26 protein-coding genes and 1 pseudogene are annotated in these 25,317 nt (G+C 36.7%); 8 read left to right on the plus strand and 19 right to left on the minus strand.

Annotated elements, in window-relative coordinates:
* Positions 1–28: 28 nt before the first annotated feature.
* The 4 genes from PHT16_03085 to PHT16_03100 all read right to left on the minus strand — a co-directional run bounded on the left by PHT16_03085 (position 29) and on the right by PHT16_03100 (position 4,693).
* Positions 29–1,780 carry a hypothetical protein gene (locus PHT16_03085; GenBank protein ID MDD5721404.1) on the minus strand — a complete coding sequence of 584 codons (1,752 nt, stop codon included), beginning with the start codon at positions 1,778–1,780 and terminating at the stop codon, positions 29–31.
* Between the two features lie 23 nt (positions 1,781–1,803).
* On the minus strand, positions 1,804–2,355 hold the full coding sequence (locus tag PHT16_03090) for an SMC-Scp complex subunit ScpB (protein MDD5721405.1): 552 nt from the start codon (positions 2,353–2,355) through the stop codon (positions 1,804–1,806).
* 8 nt (positions 2,356–2,363) lie between these two features.
* Positions 2,364–3,134: a segregation/condensation protein A gene (locus PHT16_03095; GenBank protein ID MDD5721406.1), complete on the minus strand. Its 771-nt coding sequence runs from the start codon at positions 3,132–3,134 to the stop codon at positions 2,364–2,366.
* A 110-nt stretch (positions 3,135–3,244) separates the two neighbouring features.
* Positions 3,245–4,693 carry a leucyl aminopeptidase family protein gene (locus PHT16_03100; protein ID MDD5721407.1) on the minus strand — a complete coding sequence of 483 codons (1,449 nt, stop codon included), beginning with the start codon at positions 4,691–4,693 and terminating at the stop codon, positions 3,245–3,247.
* Positions 4,694–4,825: 132 nt separating this feature from the next.
* Here PHT16_03100 and PHT16_03105 point away from each other — a divergent pair, with 132 nt between their 5' ends.
* On the plus strand, positions 4,826–5,230 hold the full coding sequence (locus tag PHT16_03105; protein ID MDD5721408.1) for a YerC/YecD family TrpR-related protein: 405 nt from the start codon (positions 4,826–4,828) through the stop codon (positions 5,228–5,230).
* Positions 5,231–5,330: 100 nt separating this feature from the next.
* Positions 5,331–5,483 carry a hypothetical protein gene (locus PHT16_03110; GenBank protein ID MDD5721409.1) on the plus strand — a complete coding sequence of 51 codons (153 nt, stop codon included), beginning with the start codon at positions 5,331–5,333 and terminating at the stop codon, positions 5,481–5,483.
* 322 nt (positions 5,484–5,805) lie between these two features.
* On the opposite strand, the pseudogene ribA reads toward PHT16_03110, so the two are convergent.
* The 7 genes and pseudogenes from ribA to PHT16_03145 form a co-directional block, all read right to left on the minus strand.
* Positions 5,806–6,411: pseudogene (gene ribA / locus PHT16_03115) on the minus strand (GTP cyclohydrolase II).
* Positions 6,408–6,854 (minus strand): 6,7-dimethyl-8-ribityllumazine synthase, encoded by a 447-nt coding sequence (gene ribH / locus PHT16_03120; GenBank protein ID MDD5721410.1) that lies wholly within the window; start codon positions 6,852–6,854, stop codon positions 6,408–6,410. The pseudogene ribA and the gene ribH overlap by 4 nt, the downstream one beginning before the upstream one ends.
* A 56-nt stretch (positions 6,855–6,910) precedes the next feature.
* A complete protein-coding gene (locus PHT16_03125; GenBank protein ID MDD5721411.1) occupies positions 6,911–7,492 on the minus strand; it encodes a riboflavin synthase in 582 nt (193 codons plus the stop codon).
* Positions 7,477–7,851 (minus strand): riboflavin kinase, encoded by a 375-nt coding sequence (locus tag PHT16_03130; GenBank protein ID MDD5721412.1) that lies wholly within the window; start codon positions 7,849–7,851, stop codon positions 7,477–7,479. The genes PHT16_03125 and PHT16_03130 overlap by 16 nt, the downstream gene beginning before the upstream one ends.
* A 4-nt stretch (positions 7,852–7,855) precedes the next feature.
* On the minus strand, positions 7,856–9,205 hold the full coding sequence (gene aspS / locus PHT16_03135) for an aspartate--tRNA(Asn) ligase (protein ID MDD5721413.1): 1,350 nt from the start codon (positions 9,203–9,205) through the stop codon (positions 7,856–7,858).
* A 133-nt stretch (positions 9,206–9,338) separates the two neighbouring features.
* Positions 9,339–10,358: a ribose-phosphate diphosphokinase gene (gene prs, locus PHT16_03140; GenBank protein ID MDD5721414.1), complete on the minus strand. Its 1,020-nt coding sequence runs from the start codon at positions 10,356–10,358 to the stop codon at positions 9,339–9,341.
* A gap of 40 nt (positions 10,359–10,398) precedes the next feature.
* Complete coding sequence (locus tag PHT16_03145; protein ID MDD5721415.1) at positions 10,399–11,463, minus strand: Fic family protein; 1,065 nt, start codon at positions 11,461–11,463, stop codon at positions 10,399–10,401.
* 359 nt (positions 11,464–11,822) lie between these two features.
* Here PHT16_03145 and PHT16_03150 point away from each other — a divergent pair, with 359 nt between their 5' ends.
* Entirely contained in the window at positions 11,823–12,698 is an 876-nt protein-coding gene (locus tag PHT16_03150) for a prephenate dehydratase domain-containing protein (GenBank protein MDD5721416.1), read from the plus strand.
* A 103-nt stretch (positions 12,699–12,801) separates the two neighbouring features.
* Positions 12,802–12,942, plus strand: a complete 141-nt coding sequence (locus PHT16_03155; GenBank protein MDD5721417.1) for a hypothetical protein — start codon at positions 12,802–12,804, stop codon at positions 12,940–12,942.
* Positions 12,943–13,053: 111 nt separating this feature from the next.
* Here PHT16_03155 and PHT16_03160 read toward each other — a convergent pair whose 3' ends face one another.
* The 3 genes from PHT16_03160 to trpS all read right to left on the minus strand — a co-directional run bounded on the left by PHT16_03160 (position 13,054) and on the right by trpS (position 14,978).
* Positions 13,054–13,176 carry a hypothetical protein gene (locus PHT16_03160; protein ID MDD5721418.1) on the minus strand — a complete coding sequence of 41 codons (123 nt, stop codon included), beginning with the start codon at positions 13,174–13,176 and terminating at the stop codon, positions 13,054–13,056.
* Between the two features lie 481 nt (positions 13,177–13,657).
* Complete coding sequence (locus PHT16_03165; GenBank protein ID MDD5721419.1) at positions 13,658–13,951, minus strand: Trp family transcriptional regulator; 294 nt, start codon at positions 13,949–13,951, stop codon at positions 13,658–13,660.
* Between the two features lie 67 nt (positions 13,952–14,018).
* Positions 14,019–14,978, minus strand: coding sequence for a tryptophan--tRNA ligase (gene trpS / locus PHT16_03170; protein ID MDD5721420.1), 960 nt, complete (start codon positions 14,976–14,978; stop codon positions 14,019–14,021).
* A gap of 222 nt (positions 14,979–15,200) precedes the next feature.
* Here trpS and dnaB point away from each other — a divergent pair, with 222 nt between their 5' ends.
* Positions 15,201–16,595 (plus strand): replicative DNA helicase, encoded by a 1,395-nt coding sequence (gene dnaB, locus PHT16_03175; GenBank protein ID MDD5721421.1) that lies wholly within the window; start codon positions 15,201–15,203, stop codon positions 16,593–16,595.
* 128 nt (positions 16,596–16,723) lie between these two features.
* Entirely contained in the window at positions 16,724–17,335 is a 612-nt protein-coding gene (locus PHT16_03180) for a toprim domain-containing protein (protein MDD5721422.1), read from the plus strand.
* A gap of 111 nt (positions 17,336–17,446) precedes the next feature.
* Here the strand turns inward: PHT16_03180 and rplU are convergent, their stop codons facing one another.
* Complete coding sequence (rplU, locus tag PHT16_03185; GenBank protein ID MDD5721423.1) at positions 17,447–17,773, minus strand: 50S ribosomal protein L21; 327 nt, start codon at positions 17,771–17,773, stop codon at positions 17,447–17,449.
* Between the two features lie 59 nt (positions 17,774–17,832).
* Here rplU and PHT16_03190 point away from each other — a divergent pair, with 59 nt between their 5' ends.
* On the plus strand, positions 17,833–18,858 hold the full coding sequence (locus tag PHT16_03190; protein MDD5721424.1) for an AI-2E family transporter: 1,026 nt from the start codon (positions 17,833–17,835) through the stop codon (positions 18,856–18,858).
* An 18-nt stretch (positions 18,859–18,876) separates the two neighbouring features.
* Positions 18,877–20,283: a cysteine--tRNA ligase gene (gene cysS / locus PHT16_03195; GenBank protein ID MDD5721425.1), complete on the plus strand. Its 1,407-nt coding sequence runs from the start codon at positions 18,877–18,879 to the stop codon at positions 20,281–20,283.
* Here the strand turns inward: cysS and PHT16_03200 are convergent.
* Genes PHT16_03200 through PHT16_03215 form a run of 4 tightly spaced genes read right to left on the minus strand, consistent with a single transcriptional unit; the run spans position 20,273 to position 25,297 of the window.
* The gene (locus PHT16_03200) at positions 20,273–20,851 is read right to left on the minus strand and encodes a hypothetical protein (protein MDD5721426.1); all 579 of its coding nucleotides are present in this window, start codon (positions 20,849–20,851) and stop codon (positions 20,273–20,275) included. The genes cysS and PHT16_03200 overlap by 11 nt on opposite strands.
* A gap of 47 nt (positions 20,852–20,898) precedes the next feature.
* Positions 20,899–22,647, minus strand: a complete 1,749-nt coding sequence (locus tag PHT16_03205) for a hypothetical protein (protein ID MDD5721427.1) — start codon at positions 22,645–22,647, stop codon at positions 20,899–20,901.
* Between the two features lies 1 nt (position 22,648).
* A complete protein-coding gene (dnaJ, locus tag PHT16_03210; GenBank protein MDD5721428.1) occupies positions 22,649–23,767 on the minus strand; it encodes a molecular chaperone DnaJ in 1,119 nt (372 codons plus the stop codon).
* A 15-nt stretch (positions 23,768–23,782) separates the two neighbouring features.
* Positions 23,783–25,297, minus strand: coding sequence for a type IV secretion system DNA-binding domain-containing protein (locus PHT16_03215; GenBank protein MDD5721429.1), 1,515 nt, complete (start codon positions 25,295–25,297; stop codon positions 23,783–23,785).
* Between the last annotated feature and the right edge of the window lie 20 nt (positions 25,298–25,317).

The raw sequence follows: 25,317 nt of genomic DNA on the forward strand, positions 1-25,317 counted from the left end.
TATAACGGCCGTTAAATTTTGATAATGCTTAATACACTTCCTGCTGATAACATTTCTCGCAGTAAATTATTTCTGGCCTCTCTGGTGCATAGCTCGTCTCAAATTCGACATCGCACTTCTCTGTCCCATGAAAATGATTTTGTTTATCACACATGCAGACTCTGTGCCAAAGTCTCATGGGATTTCTGTATTTAAGCCTGCGTGCGTGTCTACAATTCAGACAAAGGTTCGGAAGCGGTAAATTCATGCGTCGATAAAATTGCAACTCGGCTTGAATGATCTTAAATGCGCCAGTGCATTGATCATTGCAGTTGCCGTCATGTTCGCATTTTATGACTTCATGTATAATATCATCCTGCACCTCTGAAATAGTATCGGGTAAATCGCTCACATTTTTTGTGATTTTATAATTTCTCTTTTCGGTTTCTCTCCACGAATATCCCAAAGCCAATGCTTGTTCTTTGGTCAATGGAAAGAATTCTTGAGCGGTGGTTTCATTGTAGGCAAAAGGACAAGTTTCTATCGGGAAAAATTCTCCATATTTATATATCAGGCCTTGCTTGTCTGTGTAAGACATATCATTCATATGGTTTATAATTTGTTCTCTTAATTTAAAATATTCTTCTTTTTCATATTGCTTATTGAAAATACAATATTGCTTTTTTCTTAAACCGACACAGCCGAAAATATCCTTTGAATTGACACAAAACATAGAATACTCCACATTTTGGCAATTTGTGATTATCCAATGAGAGAATTTTATATTCGCGTTCTGGTCACCGCTTTGCAATGTCTCATACAATAGCGAGGATCCTTGGCCAAACGTGCTGTGGTCGTAAGCATCGGTTAATTTTCCTGTTATAAAACTGCAAAATTTACTGTCTTCGATCTCAAAACCAATGAAGCAATTTTTTGCATTTTTTGTGTCGTTTAAATAATCGCCAGACGATCCGATATTTCGCCATCCATGATAAAATTTTTGAGGATAATTTTGCGACAAAGATTCGACTTTCTCTTGTGCTGTTTTTATCTTTTTTAATGAACTTGGGTATAGTTCTGCTAATTTCTTATTATAATCTTCCTTGGAATACTGTTCATTAAAAATGCAATAACTTTTTTTATTTAAATTTATACAGCCGAAACAATCATTGCACCCTGAGCAATTTTTAGAAAACATAACATTATGGCAACTATCGCAATCAATACTGAAAAATGTATTGTAGCATCGATTGCAATTCATAGTTTCATAGCAAAGCTCGCAATGGTTCGCCATTAAATTATCCACGCTGTCCTTGCTATGATTCACGAAACTACCATAAATCAAATTTTCTCCATAATCAGAATAAGTAACCATGTATGAATTTTTTTGCCAAGCAGACATGTTGACGTATTCAGTATTAATCCAAGTCGAATACAATCCATATAAATTCATTATGGGAACTCTGTGATACAGATCATTTATTTGCGAAATTACATTCTGTTTTGGATTAAAATCAACTCCATAATCTATCGCGTCCCAGTCATCTCCCCACCAGCACGAAGTACAATAAACATGAATTCCAGAATCTTCTGCAAAGATAGCAATCGTCTTTTTATCGCATTTTTCACATATTCGATGATGGAAAGTTCTTTCGTTTCTTCGAGCCAGCCGACGTATCAAACGGCACTCAGGGCAAAAAGTCGGCAGTGGCACGTTCATTTTTTCATAAAATCCAAAATCATCTGGCTCAATCGTAAAGTCTTTTTTACAGTTTTGGCAAGTTTTAATTTCTTGATTCATATTTTTTCTCCCGCCTGCATCAGCTATGCTTCAGGCATTGCGGGCAGGTCTAAAGATTTTGCCGCAACACTGATGGAATTACTAACTTCATTATAATCTGGTAATTCTTCTACGGATTTTACTCCCATAAAAGATAATAATTCAAAGCTAGGTTTGTAAATATATTTTCTACTGTCTTTTGCATCCGTCGTTTTATCCACCAATCCGCGAACAGACAAGGCTCTTAAAGTAAAACTAGAATTTACGCCTCTAATATAATCGATCTCTGCCCTACTCACGCCATTTTTATAAAGAATAATAGAGAGAGTTTCCAGGCTAGCTTTGGAAAGTTCTTTATTGAGTTCCTCTTTTTGCAAATCTTCAATAATCCCGCTCAATTCTGGCGCAGTGCCGAGCATTATTTCATTTTCATTTTCGATCAGCGCTATTCCTCTTTCTTTCAAATTTTCTTTCAATTTTCCTACAGCTTCATTTATTTCTAACTGTTCCACTTTTAAAATTTCAGCAAGTTTCTTGCGAGACATTGGTTCTTCTTTCCAAAATAATATCGCTTCAATTTTTTGTTCTATGTTCATAATAAATATTAAGATGCAGTTTCAGAAATTTCTTGCATAATTTTTTCTTGCTTAGTCATTATAATATCTCCTCCTTCAGTTTCTTGGATTGCATCAAGTATTCCGTTTCTGATAAGCTCCAGCATAGCCAAAAAACCAACAATCACAACTATCTTTTCTTCTCTTGATGCCTGCTTTCCTCCTCCGCTAAAATCCTTAAAATTCATCTTAAGAGAACTTTTAATTCTTTCTGTCAATTTATCTATCATTTCCTCGAGGCTTATGACCTTTTGCACTTCTACTTTCGGCAGAAATACTTTTTGAGGCATAGCGCCTACCGCATTCCGGGCGAAAATCATCATGGAGTCCTTAGTAATTCTATCATCCGGTAAAAATACTAAAACATTATTCTTCCTTTCAAGCGGAGCAAAAATTATTTTTTGACCAAAATTATTTTTTATATTTCCTCCTAGCTTGGTGAAAAGTTCGTAAAGGCGCAGCCTTTCTTCTAAATTTTTAATATCTCCTTCTTCTTCGTTTGTCAGATCTAGGTTTGGCAATAAGGATTTAGATTTGATTAAAAGCAAAGAAGCCGCTACTGAGACAAAACTCGAAATTTCAGAATAATGCAAACCTCCCAATTTATTCATGAAATTCAAGAAATCTTCAGTCACCGCGGAAAGGGATACATCATTAATATGAAGCTTTCGCTTTTCGATCAAGCTCAAAAGCAAGCCAAACGGCCCTTCAAAGCTATTAGTTTTTATTTGAAAAGCAGAATTATCTGTCTGTGTTTCCATCACGTTAGAAGCAGATCGCGATCAACTCACGTTTCTGATATTTAAAGTTATTAATTTTTTTATTATTTATTTTCATATTAATATTTATTTTTAAATTGCGATCGCGGCTTCTAACGGGATCCATATCCTTCGATAAATTTGTATAAAAGTCTCACGGGCGTACCGAGAGCCCCAGCAGCCAAACTCTCTCCCGCAGTTGATGTCATTCTCGGAGCTATATCCAAATGCGCCCACTTCGGAGTTTTTTCCTCTTCTTTTGTATTTTTTACAAATTGATACAAAAAAATTGCTCCATAAATCGCTCCGCCGTAACGAGAATCCTTATTGTGAACATTTGTAAGATCCCCTATAGATCCTTTTATCTCATTTTCATATTCCTCCCACATTGGCAAACGCCAAATATAATCTCCAGTTTTTTCTGCTATTTCCTCAAGGTTTTTCACCAATGCATCATTATTAGAAAAAATAGCTGAAGCCCTCTCTCCGAGCGCCACCGCCGCAGCTCCAGTCAAAGTGGCAACATCTATTATTACCTCTCCATTATATTTTCCTGCATAAGAAAGTGCATCTGCTAAAATTACCCTACCTTCTGCATCAGTATTTAATATTTCAATCGTTTGCCCTGACATAGAGCGAACCACGTCTCCAGGTCGATAACTTTTTCCTGATGTCATATTTTCCACAGAAGGAGTAAGCCCGACTACATTCTTTTTTAATTTCATTTTTGCAGCAAGAGCTATCGTATGTATCACTGCCGCACCGCCTGACATATCCATATTCATTCCGAGAAGCGAAGAAGAAGGTTTTAGATTTATTCCCCCAGCATCAAAAGTTACCCCTTTACCGACAAGCACAATGGGTTTCTCTTCTTTTTTGCCACCCTTATATTCCATAATAATAAATTTTGATTCTTCGTCTGATCCTCGTCCGACAGAAAGAATCGCTCTCATGTTTTGTTTCTCCATTTCTTTCTCTCCTAGGACTGTCACTTTTACTGGCAGATTCTTCACCGCTTCTTTTGCCTTTTGAGCCAGAATTTGCGGAGTCATGTCTCCTCCTGGAGTATTTGATAACGTTCTAGTTTTATTTACCTCTTCGGCAATAATATTTCCTTTTAAAATTGCTTTTTGAGTTTCTTTGTTTGTTCCAAAAATAATAATCTCTTTAATAGTATTAAATCCTTCCTTGGGCGGTTTTTTATATTCATTAAATTCATAATTGGCGAAATCAAGCTGAGTACCGATTATTTCTCCCAACTCTAAATCTGAAATCTGTGCGAGGTCTTGCCTCGCACAAGTTTTGAAATCATTAAAATTAAAAGCTATTTTTTCTACTTTTGTACTTTTCGCCAAAGCAACCATCTTGCGCACAAGCAAAAAGAGCTTCCGCAAATTCATTTTTTCCTTTTCTTCGCATTTTAAATAGAGGGTTTTTACACCATTTCCTGCCTTGCCGGCAGGCATGTCCCTAACAATTTCGTCCTTATTTTTTGGGTCAATAGAAACAAAGAGCACCTCACCTTTTATGTCTTTTGCATTGTCCTTAAAAGTTATTTTCATAATTAGATTATATACCTTTTTACAAAAATTTCAAAAAACCATATAAAATCTAACATTTTAATAAAAAAGTTTTCCACACCCATTTAGTTTACTTTACTTGACTAAAGTAATTTACTTTGATAAAGTAGCGGTATGAGTAAAGGAATGAATAAAAATACATCAATAAATACGGTTAAGCTGATTCAAGGAATTGGCCCCAAGATGAATTGGGACGATAAGAAAAACAAACAATTCATTGAGGCAATCTTGAGTTTAAAAAATACCGATGAAGCCGAACGTTTTTTACGTGACTTAATGACTGAAAGTGAAATAAAAGAATTTGCGAATCGCCTCGAGGCTGCTTCCCTTCTATCTAAAGACGTACAATACAATGCGATTATTGAAAGCACGGGTCTTTCTTCTACAACGATCGCCAGAATAGCAAAATGGCTCAAAGGTTCGCTTGGTGGATATCGCTTAATTTTATCCCGCTTATCTAATGTTTCTTTGCACCATCACAACTCTTCCAAACTTAGGAAAGGGTTGTTTTTGAGTTGATAATTATTTCAAAGTATTTTTCGAAACTAACCCCTTCCTAAGTTTAGGAAGGGGTTTTGCATTTAGCAAAACTAATTTTTGTTCTTTGAAAGGAAAAAGTATGAGAAAAAAGGAAAAAGTAAAGAAAGAAAGTAAAAAAGAAAAAGAAAGGAAGGCAGCAGAGAAAAGAAAGTCAGAGGACAAAGAACTCGACAGATTGGTTGATAGTTGGGGCAAGCGTTTCTTTGGTCTTGGAGGGGCATTAATAGATTAGATAAGGAGGTTAAAAAATGATAGGAAAGAAAAAAATGTACAAGAAAGAAGAATTTCACACTTGTTACAGCACAAGTGAAGAAATGGAAAAGGCACTTAAACCTTTTCGCGATGACGGCTGTTCTGACATACGTTTTATGTCCGAGTTAATTGAAATCGAAAAAAAACGGAAGCAACGATTTTGCAAACTATGCCTAAGACAAAAGTATAAAAACAAGTTAGATTAATATCGCGTCTAATCAACGCAAGAAATGGGGCGAATCGTGAAACGATTCGCCCCATAATTATTTTTATTCAATTATTTTTTTTATTTTGCTTAAAAATTATTTTAATTTCAAAGTGTGTCCCATTTTGTCGCGTTTGGTGAGAAGGTAGGATTTGTTATATTTATTTGGTTTTATCTCAATCGGAATATTTTCCACAATTGTCAAGCCATTTTTTATCAGACTTTCTGATTTTTTAGGATTGTTGGTCAATAACCTTATTTTTGAAATGCCTAAATCGCGCAGAATTTCCGCGCCCACCCTGTAATCCCGTTCATCTATTTCAAAACCAAGCTTTATGTTGGCTTCGGCAGTGTCTAAGCCATTTTCTTGAAGTTTGTAAGCTCTTAATTTATTCATCAAACCGATTCCCCGGCCTTCTTGGTTCAAGTAAACAAGCGCGCCCTTGCCTTTCTTTTCAATCATCTTGATTGCTTTTTCGAGCTGATGTCCGCAATCGCATCTAAGAGAGCCGAAAATGTCTCCGGTCATGCAAGAAGAATGAATCCTCACTAAAACAGTTTCATCTTTCTTCCATTTTCCTTTTACTAAGGCTAAATGTTCTCCTCTTCCCCTGGCTAAACTATAAGCGTATAAACTAAAATTCCCATATTTGGTGGGCAATTTTACTTCTATTTCTCTTTTTACAAAATTTTTATTTTTCATTTAAGTAAAGCAAGTTCGAGCGCAGCTAGGGCAGCTTCTCCTCCGACATGGATTCTTTGCCTTGCTTGCTTGATATTATTTACCGTCAGCACCCCAAAACCGACGGGAATATTGTCTTCAATCATAACTTTCAGAACCCCTTCTTGCGCCATTTTGCAGACGTAATCAAAATGCGGAGTATCACCTTTTATAACACAACCTAAAGCAACAAGGAAATCATATTTTTTCGATTTTGCCATTTTATGCAAAGCAAAAGGAATTTCTACAGACCCAGCGACAGACATTTTCTCAATATTTTTATCAGCAATATTGCAATTCTTCAGCATCTGAAGCGCGTTTTGCAAAAGAGGCTCCGTGATCTCGGAATTCCATCTAGCAACCACGATGCCGACTTTTAGGTTTTTTCCGTTTAAATATTTATATTTTTTATTTTTTATATGCATCCCGTACGAAATTATATTAACTTTGTAAATTGACCCATCCACAACACGAAATTTTATTAAAAAGATTTCGTACGGGATGCATATTTAGCCAGTATATCAAATTCCAAATTAACTTCATCTTCTTCTTTTTTAAATTTTAAATTTGTGTGTTTTAGGGTATACGGTAATATTTTTACAACAAATAAATCTTTGAGAACCTCGGCGACAGTCAGGCTTATGCCTTCTATCGCGATCGATCCCTTATAAACCAAAAATTTTTTGAATTTTTTATCAGAAACCTTTATATAAAATTCTTTAGAATTTCCTTCTTTTTTTATGCTGATAATTCTGCCTTTTCCATCAATATGCCCGAGCACTAGGTGCCCGTCGAGCCTGTCGGACAAACGCATTGATTGCTCAAGATTCACAATGTCGCCTTTCTTCAAGAGTCCTAAATTTGTAAGTTTTAGTGTTTCTGGCATATATTCAAATGAAATATTTTTGTTATTTTTTTTAACAGTGGAACAAACGCCATTGATAGAAATACTTTCTCCTAATTTTATTTTTCCTAAATTATTTAAAATATCAACAAAAAGACCGCCTTGCGCAGATTTTACTCTTTTCACTTTTGAAGTTTTTTTTATTATGCCTGTGAACATATATTAAGATCTTTCTCTATTTGTATAATCAATTCTTTTTCTGTTTTAAATTTTTTAAATTTTCTGATAAATTTATTCATTTCAAGAATGACTTTCTTGTCATAAGCATTTCCATTATAGCCGAGCAAATGCGCTTCTATTTTCGGCAAACCTTTTTTATCTAATGGACCGATCACAATTCCCGCTTGATATGTCAAACATCGGGTGTTTGACATTAAACTAACTTTTCCAGCGTACACTCCAAAAACCGGTTTTTTCTCCAGCCTCATAAAATTTTTCCTGTCTAAGTTGATGGTCGGAAAACCGATCTTCCTGCCGTACTGATCCCCTTTTATTACTTTACCAGAGATTGTGTACATTTAATTAAAATCCTTCTTCACTTAACCTTTCATCAATGCGATTCATGTCTCGCGGAAACATAGACGCCTCGCGAATATTTTTTAGTCCTAAAAGTTGCATGGTTATACGTTCTGCACCAAAAGAGAATCCTCCTTCTGGTGGAACTCCGTATTTAAAAGCTTCAAGAAACATTCTAATTTTATTTGGATCCATTTCCCAAAGTTTTACATGCTCCTTTAACTGTTCGTAATTATTTATTCTTCGTCCACCAGAGAGCCATTCAACTCCGCGACAAATTAGGTCCATGCCCTCGTTGTATTCTGGTTCAGCTGGGTTCGGATAAACATAAAAAGGCTTCTTGCGAGTAGGATAGCCATAAATAAAAACAAAATCAGAGCCTGTTTCTTCTTTAATTATTTCAGAAATTTCTCTTTCATCTTGCGGATTGGTGTCTTTTTCACCTCGCACATCCCGACCAAATTTTTCAAAAATTTTCTGTTGGACTTCTCTCAAAGAAAGAGATGGGGTTTTGTCTAGCATAACTGGGAGCGTAACGTTTAATAATTTTAATTGTTCACTATTTCTAACTTCAACTTGTTTTAAAATATATTTAAAAGTTTCTTCCGCCATATCGCGTACATCTGTCCATGATTCTATAAAACCCATTTCAGCATCTAGACAAACAATCTCTGTCAAATGTCTTGTAGTCGATGAAGGTTCAGCTCTAAAAACTTTATTCACAGTAAAACATCTTTCAAAAGCTGACATCACAATTTGTTTATAAAGTTGTGGAGACTGAGATAAATAAGCTTTCTTTCCAAAATAATCAAACTGAAAGACCTCTGCCCCACCCTCAGCAGCGGCAGGAGTTATAGACGGTGCTTGAAATTCAAAAAACATATTTTTTTTCATAAATTCTCTGAAAGAATCAATGATCGTTTCTTGAATTTTAAAAATTGCTTGGACTTTTGGCTGCCTTAATACTAATGCCCTGTTGTCCAGCTCTGTTGTAAGTTCTAAATTATATCCGTCAAGTGACATATCAAAAGGAAGTGCTTCAGCTTTTGCTAATATTTCTATACCTGTGACCTCTAGTTCCACATCGCCATTTAATACTCCCGCTTTTATATTTTTTTCCGGACGCTTGTTTACCATTCCGGTAATTTTCAAAACCCATTCGGGGCGAATTGTTTTTGCCACCTCTATCGCTTCTACATGATTCGGCAAAGTGACGCACTGCACTCGCCCAGTCATATCCCGCATATCAAAAAAAACCATTTTACCTTGATCACGTCGCACATCCACCCATCCGGCGATGACAACCTCTTTGCCAATATGATCTTTTAAATCTTTAATATAAATTCGTTCTTTCATAAAATTATTCTAGCATAACAAATCAAAATAAAATAGAAAGTAACATTTTAAGGGGTTTTGAGCGCGTCGGCGCGAAAACTTCAGGATTTTTTCAGTAGAAAAAATCCGTACCGGCAAAATGTTACTTTCTATTTTATTTTCCATTATGCCAAAGCTGTGTGACGGAATCACCATTATGTAAATTGTCTATGACCTGCGCAATTAATTTAGCGGTAGAGATTATTTCCAATTTTTTAATTTTTGTTCGAGCTTCATCTGAAAGGCATGTATCCGTAAACCAAATACCGGAGAACGGCGCATTATTTAATTTTTCTATTGCCTCTCCCGAAAGCACAGCATGAGTAGCTGTAAAATACACATCCTCGGCGCCATTTTCTTTTAAAGTCTTGAGAGCTTTGATAGCTGTACCGCAAGTGTCCGCCATGTCATCCGGCATGATTATATTGAAACCCCTAGGATCGCCGATGACCTCCATGATTTCATTGTGGTTAGCTTTTTTAGGATCACGGAATTTATTTATAATTACGATGTTGCCTGGAATGCCAAGCTGTTGCGCGAGTAGCCTGCAGGAAGGCGCGGCTCCCAGATCGGGCGCTACAATTTTAAATTTCTTTAAATTGAATTTTTTAGAACGAATATGATTCAAGATAAGCGAGTCTGTATTCACATCTACTACAGGAATAGTGAGAGGATGAGCATTGTAGCTCGATGGATTGTGTAATTTTAAAACTACTATTCTATGCGCCCCTGCCATCTGAAGCCGCATAGGAATTTTTTGAGAAAGTACCGGCTCTCGGTGATTGGAAGATTTATCTTGCCTGGAATATGGCAAGCACGGCATAACCACTGTCACTCGAAAAGGCTCGCCTTGCTTTAGAGCGAGGATCAAAGATTCGCATTCATCTAAATCATAAGAAAGTTTTTCTTTATCGCCAAAGCGAGGCTGAGAAATAATGTAGACATCTCTGTCTCGGACTGATTCTGTGTGATGCACTAAAAATTCTCCATTGCTGAATATTTTATAATAAAAAGGATCTAGTTTAGTTTTTAATAATTTGGCTACTTTAAGAGAGAGATTTTGATGAGAACCGCTGGCATTTCCGTATAACTTTAAGGGATAAGGGTTTAGTTTGGGATATTTTTGGTTTTTCATTTGGTTAATTAATTACAAAACATAATAAAATAACTTTCTTTTAATGCGCATTAACCAAATAATTCCTGGCTGAAAAAAGATATTGCTCTGTGAATATTTCTTTCATTGGGACTATAGAATTTTCTTCGTAAAAAGCCAAGATTGATTTTTTGTAAATATTTTCGTCAATGCTCCTGTATGAGAGTGGAGCGCAACCTTTTGAAAGAAGAACGGCATTGCAAAGCAAGCGCGCAGTGCGTTTATTGCCGTCTTCAAATGGTTGAATATATGAGAGACCCGCCAAAAGAGTAAGAGCGCCGCTGTAAACATCTTTCATTTTATTAACTAATTCACAAAGAGATTCCAGCGCTTCCTTAATCTGATATTTATTATCGAGAGGCTTATATTTTGTGCCGACAATACCGACAAGACCGTTTCTTATACCGCGAGCTATTCCTAATTTTTCAATAATTATTTCATGCACTTTTTCTATAAAAACAACATTCACTCCTTTTTTTTTGAAACCCTCTATATTTTCTAAAATGAAAGAAAAAGCTCTTTTGTGATTTAAGATCATTATCGCCTCATCCTGTGAATGACCCTTGGCTGGTATGCCTTCGCGAATCAAGCGTTCGGTATCCAATAAAGTATAGGTATTGCCTTCAATTTTTGAAGACTTCCAGGATAATTCAATTATGAAACGCTCCAATTCTTTTACATGGATTGTCGGTGTTAATTTTTTTATATTTTTTTTATATTGAGCTGTGGCAGAATCAAGGATATTTTTTTCGTCATCCGAAAATATATCAAGTGGAAATTCTTTGAATAAGCGAAAATTAAAAAAGCCGTTTCCTATTCTTTTGTCCGGTTCTATCGTATCATACACCGAGAGGTCTACTGGAGAAAATAAAATTCCTTTAATTGTTTTTTGGTATACAGTGGAACGTCCCTTGCCCTTTCTTTTAAGATATTCAGCTTTGCTCAGATAATCCAAATCCCGCTTTATTGTTATTAGAGAAACTTTCTGTTTTTTATCCATTAAACCCAAAACGTCAGAAGAAGAAAACTCTTCATTTAGTTTTATATTTTTTAGAATATCCAGTTGTCTATTATTCAAATAATCCATAATTTTTTAAAAAATTTATCGTATCATTTTGACTCCCTAATCATATCATTTTGATACGATTAGGGCAATACCCAACATTATTTGACTTTAAAAATTATTCGTGTAATATACATATTAATGAAATCAAATATGAGTTTTAACAATTATTTCTTCTTTTTTAGCTTTTGGAGCCAAGGTTCCAGAGTTCATTTCTGATATTGTTAAAATCATTCTAAAACAAACATAACAATACAAGAAACGAGCCCTGGAACGGGGCTCGTTTTTCTTTTTTGTTTAAGAGAAAAAAGTAGCACATCGTCAGAAGAATAAAAACGGTTGCCCTTAGGTGACTGAAAAAACTAGAAAGGAAGGAAAAAGTCATGGAAAGAATTACTTATCTTGGCCCCCAAGGAGCAACATTCTCAGAGCTAGCTTACATAGAGCTGGCCAGGTTGTTTGGAGCTCCTAGTCTTAATGTGGGAGAAATAGTTCTGGCTGGAAAAAACCAAGACGTTTTGCCTTTGGTTTTCAACCATGGTGGCTATGGAGCTATAGCGATGGAAACAGATGCTGAGGGTAGAGTTGACGGACCTGTCAACACTTTCATTCAGCTTCTTAGAAATTGCGAAACTTCAGAGGATTGCCCGATAACAGTTATTGGGGCAATCAAAATGCCTATTTCTTTTGCCCTTATGGTTAGACCAGGAGTGCAAAAGAAAGACATTAGGACTGTTGTCGCACACCCAAAAGCATTAGGTGCATGCAGAAACATGGTCAACTGTTTAGTCAGTGACCAAGAAAAGATCATCGAGTCGGACAGTAATGGCTTAGCCGCCGAAGATGTTGCAACTAAACAAAAATTTTCTCAGGCTGCAGCACTTGGCCCAAGAGTCGCCGCAGACAGGTATGGACTTCAGATTTTAGAAGAAGCTTGTGAAGATAGTCCTGCGACTACCACTTTTTTTCTTTTAGGACCTAAATCTCGCCCACAAGTGATGCAGGAGGTAAATAGGTCTTTATTAGTATTTCGGGTTAAACACGAACCTGGGTCACTTGTAAAGACACTTCTACCTTTCTCGGACGCAGGATTAAACTTGCGTCAAATTCATTCACTTTATACTGGCAAAGGTCAATATGACTTCGCAGTCGAGATTGAATGTGGAAAGGACCAAGAAGAGGACTTAGTACGTGCTATGTATGGATCAATGAGACACATGATGTGTTATGTTCTTTTCGGCCCTTTCCCTGTTGTTTAAGTTCAATGTTTAAAAAAAAACAGCTACCTGTGGTGGCTGTAAAAACAACACTAATTAAAGGAAGGAAGTAAAAAGAAATGAAAAAGAACCGTATTTTTCTCCAATGCCTACGTCAGTACCGACAGTACCGTTTGAGCAGGTAAGTCTGCTTATACGACATATGGAAGCCCAAAAGGGCAAAAATGAAGAAGGAATGGAAAAAATAAAGAAAGAAGCTGAAGAAGCTGGCTTCAAAATAGAATAAAGGTATCGTTTTTATCAACTTATGCCGCCCTCACTATCTCAGGGCGGCATTTCTTTTTATATTTTTTGAATTAATAAAATTTATTAAAAATGAAAAACCAGTAACACTTTTTTATTTCGGTGTTACTGGTTGATTTTGAGAAGTTCGGCCTTCTCTTGCCTTGCTTGGAAAAGTGCCAAGCTCACCTAGAAAGTCCAGAGTCATTAATCTCTGGATCATTATCCAAAGATCCACATATCGCTAAAAGGATTCTGCATCCTCGACAATACCCACGCCAAACGCTGGGCATGTCCTCAATAAAGACAACCTTACCCTTGCATCTTGGGCAAGATTTTAATGGAAGTTGAATTCTTTCTTCTGACACAACGACCTCCTTTAAAGAACAAAAATCAGCGCTTTGTTTTGCGCTGTTTAATTGATTGCTTATAGATTAGGTTTATAAAAAGAAATCAACAGAATAGCGCAAAAAGTTTTGTCTTTGTGCTCCACCAAGAATTCATTAAAATATTTATTTCAAAATAATTTTTCATATTGTTTATGTTTATTTATGCATTTATACTTAGATTCCTTATATTATTTACATATATATCTCTGTATCCATGTACTAGTACATAGTAGTAGAATAAAAAAATAAAGCAAGATATGCTCTTGTGGATAACCCCGCACTATAGCAAAGCTCAGTACAGGGCAAACTTTTTCATTCATTTATTAGCCACTACTTGCTTAACTTTTTTAGCATTAAATTAAAACCCCCATTCTTATTGCGAAGCTCGCGAGATCCTCGAGTGACAGTACTTATTCCAAGTCCTAAATCCCCTGCTACAGACCTATGAGTCTCTCCTTTGTTTAATTTTTTAACTATTTGCCACCTTAAGGCCATATCCTCAAGCTCAGAAGGTGTTGTAATATCTACTAAAAATTCTGTAAAAAGATTTTTATCTTTTCCAGCTTTTACTAAGATTTCTACAAGTTCTTTTTTATATTCTTTTAGTTTTTCTCTTTTGTTCATCCCGGTACTAAAATTTTAAATATTAATCCTTATCTTTATTTCCCGTAATCAAAAATTTAGTACGGGACTAGTACACATTCACCCCGATCTTTTCTCGCACCTCGGCCATTTTTTTTGAAGCGACAATTTTTGCTTTTTCACCACCATTTTTAAGAATTTCTAGGGCTTTCGGAATATCTTTGGCAAATTCTTTTCTTTTTTCTCGAAGCGGGGCGATGAATTTTTCGATATCCTCTATCAGCATTTCTTTGAGTTCTTTATATTTGCCGGATTTTTCCGCATAAATCTTTTTCAATTCTTCTTCAGAACGGAAAAGTTTATGGATGGCGTAAACATTCTGAGGAATTCCCCCGCTGGAATCTGTCACAATACTCATCACGCATTTTTTTATTTCTTCATATTCGGCAAAAAGTGGAATGGTGTTGCCATAACTCTTGCTCATTTTTCTCCCATCTGTACCGGGCACTATGGCGACATCTTTCAGAATCATTGACTCTGGCAATTTAAAGATTTGACCTCCTTCTCCGTAAACATTATTAAATTTTTCTGCTATATCTCGAGCTATTTCCACATGCTGTTTTTGATCAGCGCCTACTGGCACAAGGTCGGGACCATACATCAAAATATCCGCCGCCATCAAAACTGGATAATTGAAAGTGCCGACATCTATTTCTTTATTCTTCGCCTCGGCGTCTTTAAAGGCGTGCGCTCGCATCAGATACGGCATCGTGATGATGGTGTCAAAAATCCAAGTAAGCTCAGTATGTTCAGAAATATCGCTTTGTTTGAAAAATGTTATCTTTTGAGGATCGAGACCAATTGCTAAATAATCAAGCAAAATACTTGTGATGTTTTCCTTCATTTCACTGCGATTCCTAAGGGAATGCAACGCATGATAATCAGCTATAAAAACATAGCCATCATGCTCATTTTGGAGGTCGACGAATTGCTTCATCGCCCCAAAATAATTGCCGATATGAGGTTTTCCAGAGGGCTGAACGCCTGATAAGAATATCTTTTTTGACATGTTTATATATTTTACAAGGAAAAAGCAGATTATGCAAAGAATTTTTGAGCCTTCGCCCTCGGAGACAAAAAGACAGGGAACCCACGACTCTTAAAATTCTTTCATAATCTGCTTTTAATTGTCCACCTGCCTGCCTGCCGGCAGGCAGGTTAGTAACATTTTTTACACTACTTTACGCACTTTTAAGCTTTGACAATTTTTCTACTATGCTAGAATGGCGTAATGGCAAAAGTACTAAAAAATAATAATCTCCGCATTCCTCCTCAAAGCATCCCCTCCGAACAAGCAGTCCTCGGTTCTATTATGCTCCGCAAAGATGCCATGCATGAGGTTGAAGACATGATAACTTCGGATTCTTTTTACGTTGAAAAACACAAAAAGATTTTTCAGGCAATGCTCGACTTGTCGTTAAAAAATGAACCGATAGACATGCTTTCGCTTTCCACAAAATTAAAAGAACGAAAGCTCCTTGAAGCAGTCGGTGGCAACCAATATTTAGCTGAAATTGTAAATGTTGTTCCTTCTAGTACGAATATCAAACATTATGCAGACATAGTCCAAAAAAAATACGTTCTTCGAAGCCTGATAGAAGCGGCAGATTATGTATCAGAACTCGCTTTTGAAGAAGGCGACGACCACATGAATGATATTTTAGATATGGCGGAAAAGAAAATATTCGGCGTAGTCTCCTCTCCCAAAAATCAAAAATATGTAAACTTAAAAGATGCCTTGCCAGAAGCCTATGAGCGTTTGGAAAAATTACATGAAAATAAAGGCATGCTTCGCGGACTCGCAACTGGATTCAAAGAATTAGACACAATGCTTTCTGGGTTGCAAAAATCTGATTTGGTTATTCTGGCAGCAAGGCCGAGTATGGGTAAGACTACCCTCGCCCTAGATATAGCGCGTATGTCTGGAGTATTACATGAAAAATCTATTTTAATATTTTCTTTAGAAATGTCTTCCCAGCAATTGGTGGACAGAATGCTCTCCGCTGAGTCCCGAGTGAATGCTTGGAATTTACGCACAGGAAGACTTTCTTCCGACCGAGAATTTTCTCAATTGCGAGACTCTTTGGATAAATTGGCCAAAGCAAAAATTTATATTGATGATCAGCCGGGAAATTCTATTGTCAAAATGAAAGCGCTTTCTCGCCGACTGAAGGCAGAAAAAGGGCTCGATCTTATCGTGGTGGATTATTTACAGCTGATGACTACCTCTAAAAATTACGATTCGATGGTCAATCAGGTTACAGAAATTTCCAGATCTTTAAAAAGTCTAGCCAAAGAATTAGACGTGCCAGTCTTGGCGCTTTCCCAGCTTTCTCGTGCAGTGGAATCTCGCGGCGGCAAGCCTCGTCTTTCTGATCTTCGCGACTCTGGATCCATTGAGCAAGACGCAGACGTCGTAATGTTTATTCACCGTGAAGATAGAGGAAAAGATGAATCAGAAAAAACAAACATTGCTGAGATTTTAGTAGAAAAACATCGCAATGGCCCGACTGGGAAAGTGGAACTCTATTTTGATGAAAAGACTACTACATTCTTGAACCTTGAAAAAAGCAATTTGAGTGAATTTACTCCATCAAAAATCAAGGGAGATCTTGATGAATTCTAAAATATGGATCCCGTTAGAGATCGAATAGTTTGTAAATAGAATAACATGTTAATATAACTCTATGTATAAAATTTTTATTAAAAGTAATATAACTACGGAAATGCATAGCATTTCCTATCTCTAACGGGATGGACATCATAGATAAATTAACTGAAGTTTTTAAGGAATTCCCCGGTATCGGAGAGAGGCAAGCAAAACGCTTTGTTTACTTTTTAATGTCTAAGAACCCTGCTTACAGTGAAAACTTAGCAGAGTTGATAAAAGATTTAAAAAAAGAAACAACTCAATGCAAGGAATGTTTTAGATTTTTTATTTTAAATTCTAAAAAAGAAAATTCGTGCAATAATTGCTCCAGCCTAAGTACGGATTCTTCTACCCTAATGATCGTGGAAAAAGATTCTGATCTAGAATCAATCAAGAAAAGCGGAGTCTATAGTGGAAAATATTTCATCCTAGGAGGATTGGTGCCTATAGTGGAAAAGACTACTAAAAGCAGAGTGCGCATTGAAGAGCTAAAAAATAAAGTCTTATCTAACAAAAATATAAAAGAGATAATTCTGGCTTTTTCGATAAGCCCTCAAGGCAACCACACCGACCAATATGTTCGTGAACAATTAAAAGATATTACAGAAAAATTAAATATAAAAATTTCTTCGCTCGGCAGAGGCCTTTCTACTGGCACTGAATTAGAATATTCTGACAACGATACTCTCAAAAATGCATTGAAAAACAGACAATGACTCATAAAGCAAAATAAACTTTTTGTCGGTACGGATTTTTCGAAGCTTGAAAAATCCTGAAATTCTCGCGCCGTCGCGCTCGAAACCCCTTAAAAAGTTACTTTGCTTTATTTATTTTATAGAAGTGATTTTTACTTTGAAAAACGGCTGGCGGTGGCCGTTGCGCTTTAGATAACGAGATTTTTGTTTATATTTTACAACCATGACTTTTCTAGCGCGGCCGATCTCTGTAATCTCTGCTCTTACTTCTGCGCCCTGGATGTAAGGCGTTCCGATAGTGGTGTCCTTGCCGTCATCTACAAGTAAAACCTTGTCAAAAGACAATTTATCCCCTTTCTTGTACTCAATTCCTTTTTCCTTTATTTTCTCAATAGAAACAAGGGTCCCCTTAGAGACCTTGTATTGTTTTCCGCCTGTTTGTATAACTGCAAATTCCATAAGTCATATATTATATGAAATTTCACAAAAAAGCAAGACTTTGTTATACTTAACCGTATATGCAACCAAAAATAATAGAAAAATATTTTTTCTTTGGGCTATTATTTGCGACTTTTGTTTTTACCTTTTTTATTTTCCAACCATTTTGGATTGTGCTTGTACTGGGAGCTTCTTTCTCAATGATCCTCTTCCCTGTGTATAAATGGCTCAACAAAAAACTTCCCACCACTTGGCTTGCCTCTATTCTAACTTTGCTTTTTTTTATTATTGTACTTTGTGTTCCACTTTTTAGCATTGGTTCCATAGTCTTTAATCAATCTCAAAATCTTTACCATTCTGTTGTAAATAATGGAAACGTTATACCGTTTATAAATTCCCTTGGAACTAAAATTAATCACATATTGCCGAAAGGCGCATCTTTTAACATAAACCAGCAAGTTTCAATTTTTATTTCTTTCCTGACAAACAATATTGCAAATATCTTCAGCACTACTCTTTCCGTTTTATTTTCATTTATATTATTGCTTTTAACTATTTTTTATTTCTTGAAAGATGGAGAAAAATGGAAAGAAGCGATGCTGAAGTTGAGCCCTTTATCCAATACTGCTGACCAGAAAATAATCAACCGATTCACTCAAACAATAAGCGGGGTGTTGAAAGGATATCTTTTGGTGGCCTTCATTCAAGGCACATTGATGGGCATAGGGCTCGCTATTTTCCATGTGCCCAACCCCGCCATCTGGGCTGTCGTAGCAGGCATAGCTTCGATCATTCCGCCTTTGGGTACGGCTGTCGTCTCTGTTCCTGCAATAATTTTCCTATTTATTATAGGTAATATTCCTGGAGCTATAGGACTTTTGATCTGGGCAGTATTGGTGGTAGGGATGGGCGACAATGTGTTAAATCCGTATATAGTCGGACGCAAAATAAACATTCCTCCGTTCTTAATTCTCTTTTCTGTCTTGGGTGGTATTGCCCTTTTGGGACCTGTCGGTATATTAATCGGTCCGCTTACGGTAAGTTTGCTTTATGCATTAACTGAGATATATCAAGACGAATTCAAATCGGATTCGAGTAAAGCTTAAATCAAATAATAAAAGACAATGCCATTAACATTTTACAACACTCTGACCAGAGAAAAAGAAATTTTTACTTCAATCGACGACAAGGAGGTTCGTATGTATACTTGCGGTCCAACAGTTTATAATTACACCCACATAGGAAACTTGCGTGCTTTCGTTTTTGCGGATATTTTACGTCGAACTCTCACGTATACTGGATATAAAGTAAAACAAGTGATGAATATTACTGACATAGGTCATCTTTCAAGCGATGCTGATTCAGGCGACGACAAAATGACCAAGGGACTTTTGCGTGAAGGAAAAGAATTGACCTTAAAAAATATGCGCGCCTTAGCAGAATTTTATACAAATACTTTCAAACAAGATTTGAAAACACTCAACATAAAAATGCCAGATGGTATGTATTTTGCCAGCGATTACGTTAAGGAAGATATTGATTTGATTAAAAAATTGGAAGAAAAAGAATATGCTTATCGCACTAGTGACGGCGTCTATTTCGATATTTCAAAAATGTCCGACTATGGAGCGCTCTGGGGTGGAAAAAGAAATTGGAATAAAGAAGGCGCTCGAGTAAATGAAAATTCAGAAAAAAGAAACCCGGAAGATTTTGCTCTTTGGAAATTAAATGACTCAATTGGTTTTGAATCTCCTTTTGGCAAAGGTTTCCCAGGTTGGCATATCGAATGTTCAGCCATGGGATTAAAATTTTTAGGAGAACAATTTGATATTCATACCGGAGGGATCGATTTAATTCCTACTCATCACACTAATGAAATAGCTCAGTCTGAGTGTGCTACTGGTAAAAAACCATTTGTTAAATTCTGGATGCATAATGAATTCGTAGATACTGGCGGAGAAAAAATGTCTAAATCGTCCGGAAATTTTCTCAGAATGCAAAGTTTGTTAGATAAAAACATAGACCCAATAACCTATAGGTTTTGGCTTTTAATGGCTAGTTACCGCACAAAGGTCAATTTTAGTTGGGAAGCTCTAGAAGCTACAGAAACAGCCCTAAAACGCTTATACGGCCTATATTTGGAGCTTGGAGACGCCTCTGGTCACGTCCATAATGAATATCAAAATAAATTCAAAGAATACCTAGAAGACGACCTAGACACGCCTAGAGCTTTGTCCTTGCTTTGGGATGTTATGAAGGATAAAAATATGTCAGATGGCGACAAAAAAGCGACTATCTTGGATTTCGATAAAGTGTTAGGACTCGGCTTTGAACATTTGAAGGAAGAAAAAATTCCAGAGGGAATTCAAAAACTCGTGAATGAGCGAGAGCAGGCTAGAAAAAATAAAGATTTCAAAAAGTCTGACGAACTACGAGACAAAATAAATTCTCTCGGTTATGAAGTGAAAGACACTTCTCTGGGACAAAAAGTTTCCCTCGGCCATAGACCTACAGGCGAGGCTAAGATTTGAAAATTTTTTTGCGGTAGATGCAAAATACGACTGACAGATTTATCAATACAAAATAAATATTAAACGAGTAAATAGAGAAAATCCAATTTTTTACTATCAATAACCCTAGCACACTATTTAAGGCAGCTATCAAATATACAGTACTTGTTTCTGTCTCTGGAAATTTCCAGGTTTTTATTAGTGTCGGAGTTGCCGCTAAAGCATCGCTTAATATAGCAAACAAAATTGAAATTCCAAGATTGTGAGTGAGTACATAAAAAATTAAGGCCATCAAAGCAAGAAATCCGCAATATAAATCAAAAGCGTTTATTTTCCAATAACCATTTTTAGTTAAAATTGCCGTAATAATAATTACAAAAGATAACAAAGCATCCATGAATACAGGAAGACTTACAAGCCCTGCCCCAGCCTTATATTGAAAAAATACTCCTATCAGTGGAGCCAAAACCCAAATGAACCAAGAAACTAAATTAGGCTTTGCCTGCCCTCTTATTATACTTTTAAGATAAGAAAGGTGACCAAAAAAACTTAAAAGAATAACTATAAAAATTATATTTTCTGGAAGCATGAAATTTTTATTATCACTTTGTGACGGCCGTTAAATTTGACAACACACTAATACACCTCCCCCTGATAACATTTCTCACAATAAATAATTTCAGGACGTTCCGGAGCATAACTGGTCTCAAACTCTACAGGGCATTTACCTATATGGGTATGGGTAGTCTTTTCACACATGCAGGCTCTATGCCAAAGCTTTAAGGGATTCCTTTGTTTCAGTCTTTGGTAATGTCTGCAATTAGGACAGAGATGAGGTAAAGGTAGATTCATTCTTTGGTAGAATTGGAGTTCTGGAGCAATGATTTTGAAGGCTTCGGTGCATTGTTCATTGCATTTGCCTTGATGTTCGCATTCTATGACTTTCCCTAGGATGGATTCATCTACGTCTTGGATGTTGTCCGGAATGTCTGTTGTTTTAATGTCTAGGGTATAGTTTCTTTCTTCTGCATCTTTCCATTGGTAACCTTGTTTTAAAGCTTCTTCTTTGGTTAAAGGAAAGTATTCTTGAGCGATGGTTTCGTTGTAACAGAAAGGGCTTAATTCTGTTGGAAAGAACTCTCCGTATTTATATACTCTACCCTTTGCATCAATGTAGGGCATGTCGTTCATGTGCTGGATGATTTTGGGGACTAGTTCTTCGTATTGTTCTTTGGTGTATTGGTGGTTGAGGATGCAGTAGGATTTGTTGCGGAGGCCGACGCAGCCAAATAAATTCGAGCAATTATAACAAATAACAGAATACTGCACATTTTGCGATTCTCTTATCTCGACTGAAAAATTTATTTTAGAAGAAGAAACTCCTGCGGCAACACTTTCGTAAATAAGTTCACCACCTACTCCACAAGCAATCCCATCATACATATCTCGCACACCACCTCCTAGCCAAAAAGCAAATTTACTATCTTCATTTTTTCCATCTACACAGTCAAAAATATATTTGCAGTTTTTGGCGTCTATAATATAGTCCCCGGTAGTGTTTTGCATGCGTACAAAAGAAGCAAATTTCTTCGGAAGTTTTAATTTTAAGTCTTCAAATTCTTTTTTGTTTTTAATCAAATTACTGTAATTACCTAATTTTAGCCTATCTATTTCTTTAATATAATCGTCTTTCGTATAGGCAATGTTAAAAACATGATACTGTTTATTTCGCAACCCAACACAACCGAAGCAATTTGAACAATTTTTGCAATCATACATTAAAAATGATTCCACGCAATTTGAACAATTTTCTCCAAAAAATAATTTATATGAATTTTGACAATTTATGTTTTCATAACAGAATTCGACTTTATCAGTAAAATAAATATCCACAGAATCTCTAGAACTAAAAGGACGATTACCATAAATAATATTTTCTCCCCATCCGCCACCAAAAGTTAAGTAACAGTTCTTGCTGTCATCCATCCAATTTACATATTCACAATTTACATTGTTTTTATTGGTTAGATTGCTTCTGGGAACTTTTAGAAATAAATCATTGAACTGTTCGAAAAAAGTCTTGGAAAAATCATAATCTCTGCCAAAATCCATCGGTGACCAAGAATCTCCCCACCAATATTTTTGATCATACACTACTCCGCTGCCTGGTGAATAAGCAGAAAATATTTGTTCTTCGTGGCCTAAGGCATCACATTTTCTCTTATATAAAGTTCTCTCATTCCTAAAATTCATCCGTCTTACCATACGGCAAGACCAACACCAGGTCGGGGCTGGAACCTTCATTTTTTTATAAAAACTAAAATCGTCAGAATCAATGGTGAAGTCTTTTTTACAGTTTTGACAGATTTTTGTTTGTGGCGCCATTTTATATCCCCTCTTTTTTAAGTTCTTCTATTGTTGCACGAGCTTGACGAGAGAGTTTGGTTGGAAGTTTTATGTTGAGTTTAATTAATAGATCCCCTCTTTTATTTTTTGCAAAAGGCACACCCTTGCCACGAACGCGCAGGATCTCATTTACAGAAACTCCTTCCGGAATCGTCACTTCGATTTCTCCATCCAAAGTTTGAATAGGATATTTAGTTCCGAGGAGCGCATCGGAGAGTTTTAAATTCAAATTCATCACTAGGTCATTTCCCTCTCGCTTGAATATAGGATGCGGAGCCACATTTATTTTTATATAAAGATCCCCCGTAGTGCCTTTAGAAACTGCCTCTCCGTAGCCTGTCATGCGAATCATCTCGCCATCGCGAATGCCGGCTGGAATGACAATGGAAACTTCTTCCTCGCGACGAAGTACTCCTTTGCCTTTACATTTTTCACAAACTTCTTTCGGCACTTCGCCTGTACCCAGACAGACTTCGCAAGTTTTCGTACTGGCGATATTTCCAAAAATTGTTCTTTTTGATTCGCGAATGCGTCCCTGTCCATTGCAATTTTTACAGGTTTCCATTTTAGTTCCAGGTTTCGCGCCGGAACCTTTACAAGTCTCGCAGGTGGAAGTTTTGGTAATTAAAACTTTTCTGGTTACGCCAAAGATAGAATCAGCGAAAGAAATTTGAATCTCCGTAGAGATATCTCTGCCTCGACGCGCTTCTTGTCTTCCTCCGCCCATTCCGCCTCCGAAGAAATCACTGAAAATATCATTGAGGTCAAACTCGGCAGAACCGTTTTGAAAACCGCCAAAGCCCTGCCCAGAAAAATTACTGAAATCAAAACCACCGAAGCCACCTTGCCTTGGGTCGCCGTAGCCTCCGGCAGAGGCACCTCCCATATTTTCAAAACCTGATCCGAATTGATCATACTTTGAACGCTTGGCGTCGTCGGAAAGCACTTGATAAGCTTCGTTGGCTTGCTTAAATTTTGCTTCATTACCGCCCTTTTTATCAGGGTGATATTTCTGCGCCAACTTATAAAAAGCCTTCTTGATTTCATCTTTAGAGGCAGTTTTATTCACACCTAAAATGTCATAATAGTCTTTATTCATAACATTATTCGACTATTATATCATAGGCTCAGCCTCTTGTGAAGTTTTAGTTTCTATTTTTTGATTATTTTCCTTAATCTCTGATTCTTCAGATATTTCTTCTCCCCTTTCTTTTGCTTTTCTTTTAGCTTTTCCTTCAATAATAGCCTTTTCTTCCGCACTTCGAATGATGGTAGCTTCTTCTTCAGCGATAAGTTTTGCCGCATCGTCTTTTGAAATTGAGTACTTCCTACGCGAGGCATCAACAATTTCTTTTCTATAAGACGGATGTGTGGGCGCTAAAACCCGCAAGGTCTCAGCGGAAAATGGATCATAAGATTCTCCATCGATGGTCATCTTGATATAAATTTCTCCTACTGCGAGATTGATCATATCTTTCACATCAAAGAGTGGCGCAAATTCTGGTTTCATTTTGACGGCATCTTCACCACCAACACGAAAAGTAATGATACTACCGCAATTTCCGAGCACTGCCTGATGAACTTTCGTAATAATTTGGCCCACATACTGGTGGGCGATAGTTAAGTTTAATCCGTACTTTCTAGCCTCGGATAATATATTTTCAAAAGTTTGGGTGACGACATTTTGGAACTCATCTACGTATAAATAAAAATCTGTGCGGTCTTTTTCCGGAATAGCCGCACGTTCCATGCCGGCTTGTTTTATTTTTGTCAAAAACATTGAACCCAAAAAGGAAGAATTTTCTTCTCCAAGTCGGCCCTTGGAAAGGTTGATGAAAATTATTTTTCCTTCATTCATCAGCTTACTGATATCAATCTTATTCTGTTTCTGACCGAAAATATTTCGAAGTAATGGATCGGAAAGAAATTGGCCGAGCTTGTTTACGAGCGGGATGATAGCGTCCGTATCGAATTTCTCCGACCAGTCGGCAAATTCTATAGCGAAGAATCTTTTGACCATATCGTCGGTAATATATTCCACCACTTTTTGCCTGTAATTCCTGTCAGTCAACATTGAGATCATCCCACGCATAGTAGCATGCGGATAATCAAGCAAGGCCAAACAAGTAAAACGAAAAACGTGCTCCAGACGAGGAGTCCAGTTGGCTCCGAATTGCTTTTGAAATACTTCGATCAATCCTTGGGTCAATTGGAATTTAAACATCGGATCGACATTTGCGAGCGGATTGAAAGAAGCTGGAAAATCAATATCTGGCGGATCTATAATGCAGACATCTTCTATACGTTCTTTTGGTATATAGTCCAGCATCGCGTCAATCACATCGCCGTGCGGATCGATCAGGCACAAGCCATGACCATAAGTCACATCTTGCCTGAGCATGAGTTCTAGAAGTTTCGTTTTACCAACACCAGACTTTCCGATGATATAAAGATGTCTTCGTCTATCTATTCTTTTTATTCCAAAAATAAATTTTTTCTCTTCTAAAGAAGCAACGTAATTTGTCCGTCCGATAAAAGAAACTTCAGCCGGATCTACTTTGCCGAACACAGGCAGTTCTGGTGGTGGTGGTCCGTATTTTATTATTTGCACTCGATTCGGCTTGGGCATAACTAGATATATTTTAGCAT

The sequence above is a fragment of the Candidatus Paceibacterota bacterium genome (assembly GCA_028718635.1).
Lineage (GTDB): Bacteria > Patescibacteriota > Minisyncoccia > Phycocordibacterales > UBA9973 > UBA9973.

Bases quoted from the DNA above. Each gene is read 5' to 3' on its own strand.
- PHT16_03085 (MDD5721404.1), bottom strand. From the start codon at position 1,780: ATGAATCAAGAAATTAAAACTTGCCAAAACTGTAAAAAAGACTTTACG.
- PHT16_03090 (MDD5721405.1), bottom strand. From the start codon at position 2,355: ATGAACATAGAACAAAAAATTGAAGCGATATTATTTTGGAAAGAAGAA.
- PHT16_03095 (MDD5721406.1), bottom strand. From the start codon at position 3,134: ATGGAAACACAGACAGATAATTCTGCTTTTCAAATAAAAACTAATAGC.
- PHT16_03100 (MDD5721407.1), bottom strand. From the start codon at position 4,693: ATGAAAATAACTTTTAAGGACAATGCAAAAGACATAAAAGGTGAGGTG.
- PHT16_03105 (MDD5721408.1), top strand. From the start codon at position 4,826: ATGAGTAAAGGAATGAATAAAAATACATCAATAAATACGGTTAAGCTG.
- PHT16_03110 (MDD5721409.1), top strand. From the start codon at position 5,331: ATGAGAAAAAAGGAAAAAGTAAAGAAAGAAAGTAAAAAAGAAAAAGAA.
- ribH (MDD5721410.1), bottom strand. From the start codon at position 6,854: ATGCATATAAAAAATAAAAAATATAAATATTTAAACGGAAAAAACCTA.
- PHT16_03125 (MDD5721411.1), bottom strand. From the start codon at position 7,492: ATGTTCACAGGCATAATAAAAAAAACTTCAAAAGTGAAAAGAGTAAAA.
- PHT16_03130 (MDD5721412.1), bottom strand. From the start codon at position 7,851: ATGTACACAATCTCTGGTAAAGTAATAAAAGGGGATCAGTACGGCAGG.
- aspS (MDD5721413.1), bottom strand. From the start codon at position 9,205: ATGAAAGAACGAATTTATATTAAAGATTTAAAAGATCATATTGGCAAA.
- prs (MDD5721414.1), bottom strand. From the start codon at position 10,358: ATGAAAAACCAAAAATATCCCAAACTAAACCCTTATCCCTTAAAGTTA.
- PHT16_03145 (MDD5721415.1), bottom strand. From the start codon at position 11,463: ATGGATTATTTGAATAATAGACAACTGGATATTCTAAAAAATATAAAA.
- PHT16_03150 (MDD5721416.1), top strand. From the start codon at position 11,823: ATGGAAAGAATTACTTATCTTGGCCCCCAAGGAGCAACATTCTCAGAG.
- PHT16_03155 (MDD5721417.1), top strand. From the start codon at position 12,802: ATGCCTACGTCAGTACCGACAGTACCGTTTGAGCAGGTAAGTCTGCTT.
- PHT16_03165 (MDD5721419.1), bottom strand. From the start codon at position 13,951: ATGAACAAAAGAGAAAAACTAAAAGAATATAAAAAAGAACTTGTAGAA.
- trpS (MDD5721420.1), bottom strand. From the start codon at position 14,978: ATGTCAAAAAAGATATTCTTATCAGGCGTTCAGCCCTCTGGAAAACCT.
- dnaB (MDD5721421.1), top strand. From the start codon at position 15,201: ATGGCAAAAGTACTAAAAAATAATAATCTCCGCATTCCTCCTCAAAGC.
- PHT16_03180 (MDD5721422.1), top strand. From the start codon at position 16,724: ATGGACATCATAGATAAATTAACTGAAGTTTTTAAGGAATTCCCCGGT.
- rplU (MDD5721423.1), bottom strand. From the start codon at position 17,773: ATGGAATTTGCAGTTATACAAACAGGCGGAAAACAATACAAGGTCTCT.
- PHT16_03190 (MDD5721424.1), top strand. From the start codon at position 17,833: ATGCAACCAAAAATAATAGAAAAATATTTTTTCTTTGGGCTATTATTT.
- cysS (MDD5721425.1), top strand. From the start codon at position 18,877: ATGCCATTAACATTTTACAACACTCTGACCAGAGAAAAAGAAATTTTT.
- PHT16_03200 (MDD5721426.1), bottom strand. From the start codon at position 20,851: ATGCTTCCAGAAAATATAATTTTTATAGTTATTCTTTTAAGTTTTTTT.
- PHT16_03205 (MDD5721427.1), bottom strand. From the start codon at position 22,647: ATGGCGCCACAAACAAAAATCTGTCAAAACTGTAAAAAAGACTTCACC.
- dnaJ (MDD5721428.1), bottom strand. From the start codon at position 23,767: ATGAATAAAGACTATTATGACATTTTAGGTGTGAATAAAACTGCCTCT.
- PHT16_03215 (MDD5721429.1), bottom strand. From the start codon at position 25,297: ATGCCCAAGCCGAATCGAGTGCAAATAATAAAATACGGACCACCACCA.